At 50.6% G+C, this 15,058-nt stretch carries 13 protein-coding genes and 3 tRNA genes; 4 read left to right on the top strand and 12 right to left on the bottom strand.

Annotated elements, in window-relative coordinates; translation table 11 throughout:
* Position 1: 1 nt before the first annotated feature.
* The 7 genes from nuoE to PsW74_RS13685 all read right to left on the bottom strand — a co-directional run bounded on the left by nuoE (position 2) and on the right by PsW74_RS13685 (position 4,507).
* Positions 2–802 carry an NADH-quinone oxidoreductase subunit NuoE gene (gene nuoE, locus PsW74_RS13655; RefSeq protein ID WP_063289022.1) on the bottom strand — a complete coding sequence of 267 codons (801 nt, stop codon included), beginning with the start codon at positions 800–802 and terminating at the stop codon, positions 2–4.
* Positions 802–1,986, bottom strand: coding sequence for an NADH-quinone oxidoreductase subunit D (locus tag PsW74_RS13660; protein WP_063289023.1), 1,185 nt, complete (start codon positions 1,984–1,986; stop codon positions 802–804). Before PsW74_RS13660 ends, nuoE begins: the two co-directional genes overlap by 1 nt.
* A gap of 14 nt (positions 1,987–2,000) precedes the next feature.
* Positions 2,001–2,603 (bottom strand): NADH-quinone oxidoreductase subunit C, encoded by a 603-nt coding sequence (locus PsW74_RS13665; RefSeq protein WP_063289024.1) that lies wholly within the window; start codon positions 2,601–2,603, stop codon positions 2,001–2,003.
* 100 nt (positions 2,604–2,703) lie between these two features.
* On the bottom strand, positions 2,704–3,288 hold the full coding sequence (locus PsW74_RS13670) for an NADH-quinone oxidoreductase subunit B (RefSeq protein ID WP_063289025.1): 585 nt from the start codon (positions 3,286–3,288) through the stop codon (positions 2,704–2,706).
* Positions 3,279–3,644 (bottom strand): NADH-quinone oxidoreductase subunit A, encoded by a 366-nt coding sequence (locus tag PsW74_RS13675; RefSeq protein ID WP_057465615.1) that lies wholly within the window; start codon positions 3,642–3,644, stop codon positions 3,279–3,281. The genes PsW74_RS13670 and PsW74_RS13675 overlap by 10 nt, the downstream gene beginning before the upstream one ends.
* A 662-nt stretch (positions 3,645–4,306) precedes the next feature.
* Positions 4,307–4,383: transfer RNA gene (locus PsW74_RS13680), tRNA-Asp, on the bottom strand.
* 47 nt (positions 4,384–4,430) lie between these two features.
* A tRNA-Asp gene (locus PsW74_RS13685) sits at positions 4,431–4,507 on the bottom strand.
* Positions 4,508–4,887: 380 nt separating this feature from the next.
* Between PsW74_RS13685 and PsW74_RS13690 the strand changes: the two genes are divergently transcribed.
* The 3 genes from PsW74_RS13690 to PsW74_RS13700 all read left to right on the top strand — a co-directional run bounded on the left by PsW74_RS13690 (position 4,888) and on the right by PsW74_RS13700 (position 9,012).
* Entirely contained in the window at positions 4,888–6,006 is a 1,119-nt protein-coding gene (locus PsW74_RS13690; protein ID WP_063289026.1) for a peptidoglycan-binding domain-containing protein, read from the top strand.
* A 178-nt stretch (positions 6,007–6,184) separates the two neighbouring features.
* Positions 6,185–7,450, top strand: a complete 1,266-nt coding sequence (locus tag PsW74_RS13695) for a hypothetical protein (RefSeq protein WP_063289027.1) — start codon at positions 6,185–6,187, stop codon at positions 7,448–7,450.
* 383 nt (positions 7,451–7,833) lie between these two features.
* Positions 7,834–9,012: a peptidoglycan-binding domain-containing protein gene (locus PsW74_RS13700; protein WP_193775963.1), complete on the top strand. Its 1,179-nt coding sequence runs from the start codon at positions 7,834–7,836 to the stop codon at positions 9,010–9,012.
* A 100-nt stretch (positions 9,013–9,112) separates the two neighbouring features.
* On the opposite strand, the gene PsW74_RS30110 is transcribed toward PsW74_RS13700, so the two are convergent.
* Positions 9,113–9,235 carry a hypothetical protein gene (locus PsW74_RS30110; protein ID WP_275484633.1) on the bottom strand — a complete coding sequence of 41 codons (123 nt, stop codon included), beginning with the start codon at positions 9,233–9,235 and terminating at the stop codon, positions 9,113–9,115.
* 282 nt (positions 9,236–9,517) lie between these two features.
* On the opposite strand from PsW74_RS30110, the gene PsW74_RS13705 reads away from it, so the two are divergent.
* A complete protein-coding gene (locus tag PsW74_RS13705) occupies positions 9,518–10,735 on the top strand; it encodes a peptidoglycan-binding domain-containing protein (RefSeq protein WP_063289029.1) in 1,218 nt (405 codons plus the stop codon).
* Positions 10,736–10,827: 92 nt separating this feature from the next.
* On the opposite strand, the gene PsW74_RS13710 is transcribed toward PsW74_RS13705, so the two are convergent.
* The 4 genes from PsW74_RS13710 to lon all read right to left on the bottom strand — a co-directional run bounded on the left by PsW74_RS13710 (position 10,828) and on the right by lon (position 14,969).
* A complete protein-coding gene (locus PsW74_RS13710; RefSeq protein ID WP_057461782.1) occupies positions 10,828–11,310 on the bottom strand; it encodes a hypothetical protein in 483 nt (160 codons plus the stop codon).
* 430 nt (positions 11,311–11,740) lie between these two features.
* Positions 11,741–11,816: transfer RNA gene (locus tag PsW74_RS13715), tRNA-Val, on the bottom strand.
* A 256-nt stretch (positions 11,817–12,072) separates the two neighbouring features.
* Positions 12,073–12,348: an HU family DNA-binding protein gene (locus tag PsW74_RS13725; RefSeq protein ID WP_008546789.1), complete on the bottom strand. Its 276-nt coding sequence runs from the start codon at positions 12,346–12,348 to the stop codon at positions 12,073–12,075.
* Positions 12,349–12,539: 191 nt separating this feature from the next.
* Positions 12,540–14,969, bottom strand: coding sequence for an endopeptidase La (lon, locus tag PsW74_RS13730; RefSeq protein ID WP_063289030.1), 2,430 nt, complete (start codon positions 14,967–14,969; stop codon positions 12,540–12,542).
* Positions 14,970–15,058: the final 89 nt, after the last annotated feature.

Raw genomic sequence — 15,058 nt, forward strand, 5'->3', positions numbered from 1 at the left:
CTTACCCCTCACCTTTCGCTTTGGCTTCCTGAGCTTTGCGGTGGCTCTCCAAGAACTCCGCAACACCAGCCTCAGCCGGACGAGGAACACCAGTATAACCAGCACCGCCAGTATTCAGAGCAGCACCTGCATGGTGCCGTGACGCTGCATCAGAACCGTCAACAACGATCGCTTCCTGAGGTGCACCCTTTGTGGTGTCCTCAATGTTCAGCAATGTGGTTGGACCACCCTCCGGTGCCGCGAAGATACGGTCAACACCCTGAGGGCCCGGCAGAACCGGCTTTCCGCCTGCAATGTCATCAAGAAGCTTTTCAAACTTCTCAACATCCAGATCCTCATAGAAGTCCTTGAAGATCTGCACCATCGGCGCGTTTACACAAGCACCAAGGCACTCAACCTCTTCCCAGGAGAAGTTTCCATCTTCGGAAAGAGTATGAGGGGTCTCGGAGATCTTGCTTTTACAAACTTTGATAAGCTCTTCAGAACCACGCAGCTGACAAGGGGTCGTACCACACACCTGAATGTGTGCTTTTTTACCGACCGGCTGCAGCTGGAACATGGTGTAGAAGGTTGCCACTTCCAGAACACGGATGCGAGGCATATCGAGCATTTCAGAGATCACACGGATCGCTGGCTCGGTCACCCAACCAACCTGCTCTTGCGCACGCCACAGAATTGGCACGACAGCAGATGCCTGACGCCCTTCTGGGTAACGCGCGATAACTTTATTCGCCCATTCCAGATTTTCTGGAGAGAACTCAAAAGACTCTGGCTGTTCGTGATGAAGACGACGCACTGACATTACCGGTCAATCTCCCCAAATACGATATCGATGGAACCGATGACAGCGGCAACGTCAGCCAACATATGGCCGCGGCACAAGTAATCCAACGCCTGCAGGTGAGCAAAGCCAGGAGCCTTGATCTTGCAGCGGTAAGGCTTATTGGTTCCATCAGAAACGAGATACACGCCGAATTCGCCTTTTGGCGCCTCAACGGCTGCATAAATCTCGCCTTCAGGGACTTTATAACCCTCGGTGTAAAGCTTGAAGTGATGGATCAGAGCTTCCATAGAGCGCTTCATTTCACCGCGCTTTGGTGGAACCACTTTACCATCGGTTGAAGAAACAGGGCCAGTTTCCTTACCCAGCATCTCCAGACACTGCTTAATGATGCGAACAGACTGGTGCATCTCAAACATGCGGATCAGGTAACGGTCGTAACAGTCACCGTTCTTACCGATTGCAATGTCGAATTCCATCTCATCGTAGCACTCGTAAGGCTGCGACTTGCGCAAATCCCACTTCGCACCGGAACCACGAACCATCACACCGGAGAAGCCCATAGCCCAGGCTTCATCAAGATCAACAACGCCGATATCAACGTTACGCTGTTTGAAGATACGGTTGTCAGTCAGAAGACCTTCAATGTCGTCAAGGGTTTTGAGGAACGGATCACACCAATTCCACATGTCCTCAAGCAACTGAGCAGGAAGATCCTGATGCACGCCGCCCGGACGCACATAAGCCGCGTGCATACGAGCACCACAACCGCGCTCATAAAACGCCATAAGCTCTTCGCGAGGCTCAAAACCCCACAGCGGCGGCGTCAACGCACCAACATCCATCGCCTGCGTCGTCACGTTCAGAAGGTGTGACAGCAAACGTCCGATTTCAGAGTAAAGCACACGGATCAGCTGACCGCGCCTTGGCACCTCAATGCCCAGCAAACGTTCAACTGCAAGAGCAAAGGCATGCTCCTGATTCATCGGTGCTACATAGTCCAACCGGTCGAAGTAGGGCACAGCCTGAAGATAGGTCTTATGCTCGATCAGTTTTTCAGTACCCCGGTGCAGCAGACCGATATGCGGGTCAACGCGCGTGACCACCTCACCGTCCAGTTCAAGAACCAGACGCAGCACACCGTGCGCCGCAGGGTGCTGCGGACCAAAGTTAATATTAAAGTTTCGTACCTGAGCCTCAGCCATTCTCTACCCGTGCCTCAGTTCGATGCTTTTTCATCACCAGGAAGCACATAGTCAGTACCTTCCCATGGTGAGAGGAAATCAAAACTACGGAATTCCTGAGTAAGCTGCACAGGCTCATAAACAACACGCTTTTTGGTGTCGTCGTAACGAACCTCTACATAACCTGTCAGAGGAAAATCCTTGCGAAGCGGGAAACCGTCAAAACCGTAGTCAGTCAGCAAGCGCCGCAGATCCGGGTTACCGGTGAACAGAATGCCGTACATATCGTAGGCTTCACGTTCAAACCATTCAGCACCCTTGAAAATGGAGATAACAGAAGGAACCGGAGTGGCCTCATCTGTCTGAACCTTCACGCGAACGCGCAAGTTCTGAACGGGGGAAAGCAGGTGGTACACAACGTCGAAACGTTTTTCCCGAGCTGGCCAGTCCACACCGCAAATATCAACCAATGCTACAAAGCCGCACCGCGCGTCATCGCGCAGGAAACGCAAAACATTGATAATCTGATCATGGGACACATTAAGAGCCAGATCGCCATAAGCAACCGACCAGCTCTTAACTTTGTCTCCAAGCGTTAGCTCGATAAATTCACCGAGTTCGCTAAGCGTCTCGTCCATTACCTTGTTTCCTATAGGTTGGACATCTCACAAATGGCAAGGAACCCCATGCCAGCAATGTCGATAAGGCCGCGCACCACGAAAGTGCACGACCTGTAATTTATCTTTCAATCGTACCTGTACGGCGGATCTTCTTCTGCAGCAGCAGCACACCATAAAGCAGCGCTTCAGCAGTTGGAGGACAACCCGGCACATAGATGTCAACCGGAACAACCCGGTCACATCCGCGTACAACAGAATAGGAATAGTGGTAGTAACCGCCGCCATTTGCACATGATCCCATGGAAATCACATAGCGAGGCTCTGGCATCTGGTCGTAAACCTTACGCAGCGCAGGTGCCATTTTGTTGGTCAGTGTTCCGGCAACAATCATCACGTCAGACTGACGTGGGGAGCCACGAGGAGCAAAACCGAAACGCTCTGCGTCATAACGCGGCATCGACATCTGCATCATTTCCACTGCACAACAGGCAAGACCAAACGTCATCCACATGAGTGAACCGGTACGTGCCCACTGAATCAGACTTTCACTGGAAGTAACCAGAAAACCCTTATCAGAAAGCTCGTTGTTCACATTCATGAAGAACGGATCATTTTCGCCCACCGGGCGGCCTGTGTTGGGATCAATGATCCCTTTTGGAGCTTCAGAGACAAAAGGCTTGGAGCCGTCAGAGATCAATCCCATTCCAGCGCTCCCTTCTTCCATTCATAGATGAACCCAATCGTGAGCACGCCCAGGAAGATCATCATGGAGACGAAGCCAAACCAGCCCAGTCCACCATAAGCAACAGCCCATGGGAAGAGGAAAGCAACTTCGAGATCAAAGATGATGAAGAGGATCGATACCAGATAAAACCGGATGTCGAATTTCATACGCGCGTCATCAAAGGCATTAAAGCCGCACTCGTAGGCGGAGAGCTTCTCAGAATCTGGATTCTTGAAAGCAACGATAAACGGGGCAATGAGAAGCGCGAGGCCAATAACGAGGGCAACACCGATAAAGACGACAATCGGGATGTACTCCCTGAGGAGGTCTTCCATTTGTATATCCGTCCCTGGACGTAACAGGTCATGCGACCAATAAAACTCTTGGTGCACTGCACACACGGCAGAAAGTAGGGCGTAAGATTTGGAAGGACACCCTAGGATCCGGTGTATCTAGTCGCACCGCAACGCACGATTAGCTTAGCCCCACCATCTGCGCAAGACCTTACAACGGAGTAAATCGGGTCGGAAAGAGTGCCTTACGCCGCGAGAAGATCACATTCTCGAGAGGCGGGCACTAAAAAGCCGCTAAAAACCTAGAGATATATATTATGAGTAAAATACTCATATTAAAATAGAAAAATGACGTTTTCTAACAATTGCTTGGGAAAACTACTCAAGACTTAAAATCGGACAATAAAATTGGTGCATTTTCCTGCGTAGTTCTGCGTAAATAGTCAAAATGTCTCAATTGAAGAGTCGCGGGACAATACCCATGGGCCTGCACTACTTGCTACACTTTAAGTCCCTGCCCGCAAAAACTTGTCCGCTAAATCCGCGATTTAAGACAGCTCCCCTACCCTAATTATAAGACAGCAAAGCTTTGGCAAAAGACATGGGCAGATAATGCAGTAAAGCTCAGAGAAGATGAGCCAGAATACACGAAAGCACGATGCGCTATTCAAAGCGAACATCGTGCTTTTCGTAGTAAATGAAAGTGGCGCGAGTGACGGGACTCGAACCCGCGACCTCCGGCGTGACAGGCCGGCACTCTAACCAACTGAGCTACACCCGCAACTCTCATTTATGTGTTTGTTATAGCAGCTACTTCTCAAAAAGAAGTGGCGCGAGTGACGGGACTCGAACCCGCGACCTCCGGCGTGACAGGCCGGCACTCTAACCAACTGAGCTACACCCGCTTGGGTCAGCAACGTTGTGTCGTTGTTGGTGGCGCTGATTTACGGCGGGGGCGGGTCCAAGTCAAGCGAAGTTGGATCGACTTTGCGAGTTTTTCCTGAATAACTTGTTTTCACTGTGAAAATTGGCCTCGAAATGCGTTCAGATGTGGAAAACAGGACTGCATATCACCCATTTTATCCCCTTCTGGACTCAAGGACTTTTTGGCTAGCCCTGAAAAATATCTTGTTCGCCATCAATGAAAATTTGAAAACCGCCTCAAAAAAGTCAAATCTCGTAATTCTACTTAGCTTGGGGCGGCTCCTGCGATAAACTCAGGAACAATCATCTCAATCAAAATACAAAAAAGTCGACAGTCCATTTCATTTCAAGGACCGGTTTTATGGGCACATTTTTCAAAGCGCTTGCTCTTGCAGCAACAGCAGCTGTCGCAATCCCCTCATCCACCCAGGCTGATACGGGGGACTTCATCATCGGGCTTGGTGTAAGAGCGATCGGAAACACGATCATTGATCACACCGCAGCTCAACAACCAACCCCGCATGTCGTCACCGCTCAATCGCAGCAGGCGCGCAGCATTCCCCGCATCCCAACTCAGCAAACAGTGGCTCTCAGTCGCATTCAGCTGAAAGACGTCCAGTATCGCCTCAATCTGCTTGGCTACAACGCCGGGTTTCCAGATGGTGTAGCTGGTAAACGCACCTTGCGCGCAATAGGTAGGTTTCAAAGCACCCTTGGTTATGTGGCAACCGGACGGCTCACACAGTCTCAACTGGAAGAGCTTTACACCCGCACGCAAAAGAAACGCTATCAGAAAACCCAGATCGATCAGGCGCAACCAACACCAACTCAACCGCCTCTGCCCCAATCCAATCCCGGCGGGTATTCGGAGGCGGAAAAAGCAACAGTCAGAATTCCAAAAGAAAACAAGCTTGCGCTGGATCCCAAAAACCCACCCAACATTTACGGTCTGATCACTGGCATGCGCAGTGACGAAACTGCGGGCTTTCTAAAGACAGAAGGCTATGAGGAGTGCGTAGAGACAACCGGACTGACCATCTGTAAGAAAGCCACCAAGAACCTTGATGAAACCGTCAGCGTCAGTAAGGTTGGAAACATCATCTACGGACTGAGCCGCACTGTGAGCTTCAAGACTGCCGCTCCAAGATCTGCAGTCCTAACCAAACTGGCAGAGGCCTACCCCAACCTCACCCGCTTCAAAAAGATGACAACGTCCAGCTCCAAAACCTGCCTGGAGCACCACACTGGCGATGGGGCTAGTTTATTAGCACCTGCAGAGGCCAATCCATCCGACCCTGAAACGCTTCTGACACTTACCGAAAACTGCCGCAACTTCTACGCCATTGAGCTAGAAGGCACCCGCAACCTCAAATCCATGCGCATCACCCTCTACGACGGCCACCCCATCCAACTTGCAGAAGAAGAGCAAACCGGTGTTTTCCAAACCAAATCCGAAGCCGCTGACGAGCTAAAGTTCTGATCAGCCTATGCCTTTGTATTGGCCTCAGATAATTTGGGGCCAATACAGCAGATGCCTCCAACCCCGTCAGGATTCACTCCCCACAAGTGAGAGATTATTCCTGCTACATACACAGTTAAAGTAGCCTCAAAAATTCATTTCTGCTCACCCGCAAATTTGTCCTTTTGGGAGCTCCAGAATGTTCAAAGCAAAAGCGCTCGCCCTGCTGGCTGCACTGTGTCTGTGCGCAACATCAGCCACTTCAGACTCACTGCATATACTCGAAGAATTCAAACCTCACGTCTCGTATGAAAAGACATCCTATACCTTTCCGTTTCTCGCCAATGAAATTGAGGCGGCAAGCTATGATGCTAACGGATCTCTTGGATATATCCTCGTCGCATCAGACTCAGCAGATAATCTCGTTATCTCTACATGGCAGTCCAATGTCACAACACCAGTAGATCTCGTCAATCGAGGCAAAGCGCGCAGTGTTTCCGTCGCAAAGATCGACGACACCCATTTCATCACGCCCGTCATTGATGGAGGCAACAAGCTCAGGGTCATTCTCTGGAAGATCACAGGAAACGGGGAAATCACATATCGTGGCTTTCGCTCCGGCCCGGAAGTTACAGAAGTAACCTCTGCAAGCTCTGGCTCAGCTGCCATGGTCGTCGCTCAACGAAAGAACGGCACCTTGTTTGCACAAGCCTTCAAAGTGAAGCAAGCAGAAGACATCCCGACTGAAAAAGCACTCGACCGTCGCGGTATATATAATTTTGCTGGCTCCGCCGACCAACTCACCATGAGTGACGGAACCGCAAATCTCCTCGCCTTCCGCGATGGTGATGGAAAACTGAGAGTTACCCGCCTTCGCAAACGCCAGAACGCATCTGTGATCGAACGCGGACCAACACTTGTAAGCATGGGCCAAATTCAGAAAGCCGCAATTACTGCTGCCGATGGCACTCCGAATGGCCGATGGATCACCCTATCAACAAGCAAAGGCCCCAGTGAGTTCAAAACAGGGCACAAATGTTTGGGCCAGACCATTCATAAAGAACCCCATGGGCGTGGCAAGCTAATCGAATGGGATATTGGAACCGACGGCACCCAGTACCTCCGTCGAAGGGCTGAGCGTGAGTTTCAGGGCAGCGGAGGCGTCGCAAAGGAAGTCGCCGTAGAAGTGATCGGCAATGGCAACTATCTGGTCAGCAGCCACCTGGGCTTTGACACCTTCTGCAAACGAAACCCGAAAAACCGTGGCAAGCAGCGAATGGAGGTCCACTTATGGGATCACGCTGGCACCACCTATGACAAAGACGTCTCAGGCCGCATCAACGGCAAATACTACGACGTCGCCATCGCTGAGTTTCGCCCCATTCAGAACTACAACGCAAACTTCGTCGTAGCCCTCATCGGCGAAAACCAACAAGTCAAACTGACCATCTGGGGTGTGAAGTAGCTCAATCCTGAACCATCAAGGCAAATCAAGAGCTACCAGACAAAGAAGGCAGCCTCCTCAGCGAAGCTGCTTTTTTTGTGCATCAACAAGTCTCCAGGGGTTTGCTTCAGTGCCTTTTCAGAGTGCCAACACCTTAAATCATTGCCTGAAACAAACCTTCTCGCATGAAGTACATTCATGGAAGACCTACAAGAAACATCAGATAGGCATCGAGCTTACCCGCATACCCAAAAATATCGGCATTTAAAAATCTCAACCTAGGAGTGAAATAATTAATTTATTTCAACTTACATTTTTTAGAGTTTGAGATAAATTTGCCGCAAGCGGATCTTTCCCGTCTTTCTTTTGATTTTATAAGTGTGCAAGGCAACAAAATGCGCAAAATGACTAAGCTTACTTCTGCTCTCTGCCTCTCTTTAGCAATCAGCACCACCGCCGCCCGTGCAGGCTCCGAGGATTTCATCTTCGGCCTCGGTGCAGGCATTATTGGTAGCGCTATTGTAAACGGTGCCAAAAAGAATGCGCCAGCTCAGACGCAGAAACGAACAACACGGAAAAGAAGTAGTTTTTCAGCAGAGACACAGGACATCCAGTTACGCCTGAACATGCTGGGCTTTGATGTGGGCACACCAGACGGCGTATCAGGCCGCCGCACACGCAACGCCATACGCCAATTCCAAATTTCCATCGGTGCTTATGCAAATGGTAAGCTCGATAACAGACAAATTGCCAAGCTCTATGAACTGACAACACCACAACAGCCAGCTGCACCAACACCTGTCGCAGCTTCCACACCAGCACCTGTTGCGGTCGTTGCCCCAGCGCCGGTGATAGCAGCACCAGTTGCAACAGCCGCGCCATCACAGCAAATCAACATCACTATACCCGTTACGCCCGGCACAAACACAGCCAACAACGCCCAGGTCGTGAATGTCACTCCGAACGTGTCATCAAAGAACGAAACACAAGTCGCAGTGACCTCCTCCAAACGCCTCGCTCTTGACCCAGCCAACCTTCCGTCAATTCACGGCCTGACCGTTGAACGCTTTGAGCATGACGTGCAAGGCCTGCTGGAAAAAGTCGGGTATCAGGGGTGCACAGTTGATGAAACGAAGACCGTGTGCTCACTTGAGAAAGACACTCTCTCTGAAACCGTAAGTGTGCTTACTCAGGATGAAAACATCTACGGCCTGCAACGTGAAGTCAGCTTCAAAAACCCGGCTCCCCGCGCTGCAATCATGGGCAAGCTGCTGGATGCCTATCCGGTGCTCACGCATTTTGAGAATATGACCGCCACACAGGATAAAACCTGTCGCATTACTTACGTCAACAACAGCGGCGAGCTCCTGAAGCAGGCTCTGGAGAAACCATCCAACGCAGAAGCGCTGCGCCAGCTGTCAGACAACTGTAATGACTACCACAGCCTGGAAGTCTTTGGAGAAGACACTGTGAGTGGCATACGCCTCGTGTTTTACAGCAGCAAGCCAATCAAGGATGCGATTGAAAACCGCAAGGGTGCGTTCCAGATTTCCTCAAAGCCAGCACAAGACCTGACCTTCTAATGCTCCATCTAAGCTGAGCACCAATACGACACAAGCCAAACAAAAAAGGCAGCTTCCTCAGGGAAGCAGCCTTTTATTTTGCATCAAAGCTTTAAGAAGCTCACCAGTCATGGCGAATGCGTACGATCAGGGCGGTCATGAAGCCAAAGAACGCTGGAAGACCAGCATGTTCCAAACCAAACCAGGAGCAGCCAACAAGCGTCTCCTTTTGTAGGCCTTTCAAAAGTTCCACAAACAGGAAACATCGGCCCTCTGCGCAACAGCATTAGAAACTCCTCAAGATCTGATTTCACAATTGCGTGTCAAATCAGCCCATCGGGGAGTTTCTTGCGTTTGGATTGCCCCTCCTCCTGCAGCACTCACTACGCATTCACTGCTCTGCCAATATTCGAGTCACTTGCGGCACACCCAACGCGGCCACGAACGCTTAAGACAAAAACTGAAAACCAAATCATGCAGCTGCAAAGCAAAGCATGCCTTACCAAGAACAATGAGGGATTCTGCGATGAAAACTGCCACAAAATTTCTACTGGCTACGACAACAAGCTTGTGTCTGCTGACCACGCAGTCAAGCGCCAGTGAGGAAGATTTTCTGCTAGGTCTTGGCCTCGGCGTTGCGGGCGCAATTGTGGCAGATGAAGCGATCAGCGATGACGTCTACGTGGAGGAAGTCTATATAGAAGAGGTCTATATAGACGAACCAGACCTCTATGTTGATGACAACGGAGATATCTATGTCGACGACTACGATGACTTCTATGAGGAGGATATCTACGTAGACGAAATCTATGTAGAGGACGTTTATATAGAAGTGCCGCACGTTGTAATCCCTCAGGTCACTCCCCGTCACCAACCCGCACAGACCCAAACACGCAAACCATCCCAAAACCAACGCAAGGTCGGTTCACCTCAAACTCGTGGTATTCAGGTTCGTTTGAATAGTCTTGGATATAACGCAGGGAAACCCGATGGCATTCCGGGCAAAAAAACACGCAATGCGATCTCCCGCTTCCAAACCTCCCTCAATCATCCCGCCACGGGAAAACTAACAAACGTAGAGATTGCTGCTCTGGTTGAAAAAACTTCGAACCTCAATTCGAAAAAACAGCCTCAGAAAACTGACCAGTCTGCGAAAGAAGCAAGAAAAAAAAATCCAGTGAAGACCGCTGGAAAAATGCCAAGCATTCACGGGATGACCACAGGCGCTCCTTTTGCCGGAACAGCAGAAAATCTGACAAAGAAAGGCTATTCCAACTGCCAGATTAAAACTGGCACTGTGAGCTGCACCCGCACAACAAAAAGTTTGAAAGATCAGATCACCGTCGGTTCAATTGACGGATCTGTCTATGCAATCCAGCGTTCCGTTCATTTTATTGAACCTGTTCCGCGGAAAGAAATTGAACATAGAATAGCCTCTGCTTATCCAAATCTCATCAATCAAAACAACATGATCCAGGCAAGCTCAGCCCACTGTCTCACAAACTACCAGCAAAGCCCTTCATCTCTGGCTCTGTCAACACTGAAGACACCACGGGAAGTGCAGCAACTTTTAGCCGCAGCGAAGTCATGCTCTTACCTCTATGCAATCGAGATTGACGATAAAGACCCGGCGAGTAGATTGGATATTGTGCTTTATTCAGCCAAACCAATCCAGTCCGCCCTCCATAAGAAGACAGATATCTTCGGTGCAACGACCGAGAAAACCAAAGACTTGACCTTCTGACAACATCCTTGAAGCCAAAACTGGCTTAGACACAAAAAAGGCTCTGATATTTTCATATCAGAGCCTTTTCGTAGTTCAGCTTAAAACTGCCGTTACCAACCGTGGCGAATACGCACGATCAGGGCGGTCATGAAGCCAAAGATCATGTGACCAACCAAAGACGCCCATGTCAGCTGAATGAAGCCGAGGAACGGTGGAAGACCAGCAAAGATGTGCGCCATGATGTAAAGCGCGAACACCCAAAGACCAACGCCATAGCAAAGACCAACAACCCACCATGGCAGCGGCGGAATGATCACACGTGCCAGCGGACGAGCAATATAGAGGTATCCGATAGGATAAAAGACGACGCCAACGACGGCGTGGATGACTTCAGCCCAGAAAAGGCTTCTGAAACCAAAGACCGACTGCACAAGTGCAGCTGGCTGTAGTGGACCACCAACCCAGAACGGCGTGATATAGCGCGCCCAGATCTCCCAGCTTACATCTGCAACGATGCCTGCCAGAAGGATGGTGACCAGAGTGTGCCACACAAGTGGCGGACAGATAGGGTGCTTATGACTTGAACCACTCATACGGCGCATGCCTCCACGTAGTTATACTTGATTGCCACGCGGAGTTAAAAACGATCTCAGTCATGCAAGCTGTTATCTACGGCACACTTAGCAGCGCAATAACGGCTCTTGAGCAGGTCCTACACGATTGTTTCCAACCGAACACCAGGATTTCACTCATTTAAGGGCAAAGCAGCTCTCAAAAAATTGACGAAACGAGAGCACGCTAAGCGAATAAGCTCCACAGGCTATTGCAGCAAGCTTAGCTATAAGATCCTGAGATCACCCTTTGGTTTTCGCTCAGATTAGCACCCTGCCCTACAGCCTTGAGAAACCAATTGCCGAAACGCCGCCTTAAGCTTAACAGCGCCGTCCTCGGTAATTTTCAGGAGAGTAAACAACAAAAAAGCCTCCGCGGATCTCCGGGAGACTTGAAATCCTCAAAGAGGAATGGTGGGCGATGAGAGACTCGAACTCCCGACATCTTCGGTGTAAACGAAGCGCTCTACCAACTGAGCTAATCGCCCCCGCAGGGTGGTACGCCGTGTGGCGTGGGGAGCTATTTAGCCGCCCTCCCTACCCTTGGCAAGGCCTGAGATTGAAAAAAACGACATTACCAGCAAAAAACTTGGAGCTGCCATCCATCCTGTGAATTACCTGATTAAACAAAGGCTTGTCGTCACAGTAAAAAACCGGCAACCCATCAGAAATGAGCGCATAAAAAAAGTCCCTGCCGCTCCAATGAACAACAGGGACTTTTAAACCCAAAACGAACAAGCCCAATTAGGCGTTGACCGCGTCCTTCAGGCCTTTACCAGCTTTAAATTTCGGCGTCTTGGAAGCCGGAATCTGAATGGTTTCGCCTGTGCGTGGATTACGGCCTTCAGTTGCCGCACGAGCGGAAACGGAAAAGTTGCCAAATCCGATGATCCGAACTTCATCGCCGCTCTTCAGGGTTTCAGTGATTGCTTCGAAAGATGCTTCTACTGCTTCGCCTGCCTGTGCTTTGGTCAAGCCAGTTTTTTCCGCAACGGCCCCGATCAGATCATTCTTGTTCATGACAGTCCCTTTCTAAAATAACGTGGGGAATGCTTTAGATTCGCGCTGCACTCCTGAATCGGACATTCGTGCGAAATTGCGTTCAAATCAAGCCGCGAACCGCAGAAAACGGCCATTTTCTGTGTAGTATCAACCAAAAAAAGCCCCGGAACTTGTCCGAGGCTTTTGTATCCACAAGCAGACGCTCTGGTTCAGTGTGCGACGACCCCTGAACCCTTGTCATCTTTGACCAGTGCTTCAGAGCTGGACTTTTCTTCCTCTTCGCTCCATTCGATGGCTTCAGGCATACGAACAAGAGCATGTTCAAGCACTTCGTCCATGCGAGCGACTGGAATAATTTCCAATTCATTCTTCACATTGTCAGGAATATCAGCCAGATCCTTCGCGTTATCCGCTGGGATCAGAACCTTCTTGATGCCACCACGAAGAGCAGCCAGAAGCTTCTCTTTCAGACCACCGATTGGCAGCACGCGGCCACGCAGTGTGATCTCACCTGTCATCGCCACATCACGACGAACCGGAATGCCGGTCATCACGGAGATAACAGTTGTCGCCATGGCGATACCAGCAGATGGACCATCCTTTGGAGTAGCTCCTTCTGGAACGTGAACATGCAGTTCACGCTTTTCGAAGAGCGGAGGTTCAATGCCGAAGTCCTCAGAACGGGAACGAACGTAAGAGGCAGCAGCAGAGATGGACTCTTTCATCACATCACGCAGGTTACCGGTTACGGTCATCTTGCCCTTACCTGGCATCATGACACCTTCAATGGTCAGCAACTCGCCGCCCACTTCAGTCCATGCCAGACCGGTGACAACACCAACCTGATCTTCGTCTTCAACCTGACCGAAGCGGAAGCGAGGCACGCCGAGGTATTCCTCAATCAGCTCTTCATCCACTTTGATGGTCTTCTTGTCGTTGACCAGAATGTCCTTCACAGCCTTACGGGCCAGAGTGCTCATCTCACGCTCAAGGTTACGCACACCAGCTTCACGGGTGTAAAGACGGATGGTCTTCTGCAAAGCGCCATCAGACACTTCGAACTCACCATCCTTCAGACCGTGGTTCTTCACAGCCTTTGGCAACAGGTGACGACGGCAGATCTCGATCTTCTCATCTTCAGTGTAACCAGCAATACGGATGACCTCCATACGGTCCATCAGTGGACCCGGAATGTTCAGCGTATTGGCTGTGGTCACAAACATGACGTCGGATAGGTCGTATTCCACTTCGAGGTAGTGATCCATGAAGCTACCGTTCTGCTCAGGGTCAAGAACCTCAAGCAGAGCAGAAGACGGATCGCCACGGAAATCCATGCCCATCTTGTCGATCTCATCGAGCAGGAACAGCGGGTTGGACTTCTTCGCTTTCTTCATGGACTGAATAACTTTACCCGGCATGGAGCCGATGTAAGTGCGGCGGTGACCGCGAATTTCAGCCTCATCACGCACGCCACCAAGAGACATGCGCACAAACTCACGTCCGGTTGCTTTCGCGATAGATTTACCAAGAGACGTTTTACCAACGCCTGGAGGGCCAACAAGACACAGGATAGGGCCGCGCAGCTTATTCGCGCGCTTCTGCACTGCAAGGTACTCCACAATGCGTTCCTTGACCTTCTCAAGGCCAAAGTGGTCGGTATCCAGAACCTTCTCGGCAAGCGTCAGGTCATGCTTAACCTTGGACTTCCTGCTCCACGGAATGCCGATCAGCCAGTCAAGGTAGTTGCGAACCACAGTCGCTTCCGCAGACATCGGGCTCATCTGCTTGAGCTTCTTCAGCTCAGCATTCGCCTTCTCGCGAGCTTCCTTGGACAGCTTCGTCTTCGCAACGCGCTCTTCCAGCTCAGCAAGTTCATCACGGCCATCTTCACCATCGCCGAGTTCTTTCTGAATGGCCTTCATCTGCTCATTCAAATAGTACTCGCGCTGGGTTTTCTCCATCTGGCGCTTCACGCGGGAGCGGATGCGCTTTTCCACCTGCAGAACGGAGATCTCGCTCTCCATCATGCCCAGCACCTTCTCAAGGCGGTCGGTGACAGCCACAGTGCCAAGCAGTTCCTGCTTGTCCTGGATCTTCACAGCAAGGTGGGATGCAATGGTATCAGCAAGCTTCGAGAAGTCGTCAATCTGATTAACAGCGCCGAGAACCTCAGGAGACACCTTTTTGTTCAGCTTCACGTAGTTCTCGAACTCGGAAATCACTGAACGGCCAAGAGCCTCGACCTCAACCTCGTCACCGCCAGCTTCATCAAGAATAACGGCTTCTGCTTCATAAAGGTCTTCGCGATCAGTGAACTTGCCGATTTCGGCACGTGCACCGCCTTCAACCAAAACCTTTACGGTGTTATCTGGCAGCTTCAGCAGCTGCAAAACTGTTGCAAGGGTACCGACTTTGTAAATCTGATCGGTATCTGGATCGTCATCCGCTTCGTTCATCTGGGTCGCAAGCAAAATCTGCTTGTCAGACTCCATCACCTCTTCCAGAGCACGGATCGATTTCTCGCGCCCTACAAACAGCGGCACGATCATATGAGGGAATACGACGATGTTGCGCAGTGGGAGAACAGGAAAAACAGAGTTTTCTGTCTCTTCTTCCGGGCGCATTTCATTGTCAGCCATCTCTATTCCTTTCAAATTGCAGCTTTCCAACGAAAGCTACGAAAAAGCGCAACATAAAAATCGACTAAGGCCCTTAGGGCACTCGTAGA

Source organism: Pseudovibrio sp. W74, from assembly GCF_001623085.1.
In the GTDB taxonomy this organism is placed as follows: domain Bacteria; phylum Pseudomonadota; class Alphaproteobacteria; order Rhizobiales; family Stappiaceae; genus Pseudovibrio.

Bases quoted from the DNA above. Each gene is read 5' to 3' on its own strand.
- nuoE (WP_063289022.1), bottom strand. From the start codon at position 802: ATGTCAGTGCGTCGTCTTCATCACGAACAGCCAGAGTCTTTTGAGTTC.
- PsW74_RS13660 (WP_063289023.1), bottom strand. From the start codon at position 1,986: ATGGCTGAGGCTCAGGTACGAAACTTTAATATTAACTTTGGTCCGCAG.
- PsW74_RS13665 (WP_063289024.1), bottom strand. From the start codon at position 2,603: ATGGACGAGACGCTTAGCGAACTCGGTGAATTTATCGAGCTAACGCTT.
- PsW74_RS13670 (WP_063289025.1), bottom strand. From the start codon at position 3,288: ATGGGATTGATCTCTGACGGCTCCAAGCCTTTTGTCTCTGAAGCTCCA.
- PsW74_RS13675 (WP_057465615.1), bottom strand. From the start codon at position 3,644: ATGGAAGACCTCCTCAGGGAGTACATCCCGATTGTCGTCTTTATCGGT.
- PsW74_RS13690 (WP_063289026.1), top strand. From the start codon at position 4,888: ATGGGCACATTTTTCAAAGCGCTTGCTCTTGCAGCAACAGCAGCTGTC.
- PsW74_RS13695 (WP_063289027.1), top strand. From the start codon at position 6,185: ATGTTCAAAGCAAAAGCGCTCGCCCTGCTGGCTGCACTGTGTCTGTGC.
- PsW74_RS13700 (WP_193775963.1), top strand. From the start codon at position 7,834: ATGACTAAGCTTACTTCTGCTCTCTGCCTCTCTTTAGCAATCAGCACC.
- PsW74_RS13705 (WP_063289029.1), top strand. From the start codon at position 9,518: ATGAAAACTGCCACAAAATTTCTACTGGCTACGACAACAAGCTTGTGT.
- PsW74_RS13710 (WP_057461782.1), bottom strand. From the start codon at position 11,310: ATGAGTGGTTCAAGTCATAAGCACCCTATCTGTCCGCCACTTGTGTGG.
- PsW74_RS13725 (WP_008546789.1), bottom strand. From the start codon at position 12,348: ATGAACAAGAATGATCTGATCGGGGCCGTTGCGGAAAAAACTGGCTTG.
- lon (WP_063289030.1), bottom strand. From the start codon at position 14,969: ATGGCTGACAATGAAATGCGCCCGGAAGAAGAGACAGAAAACTCTGTT.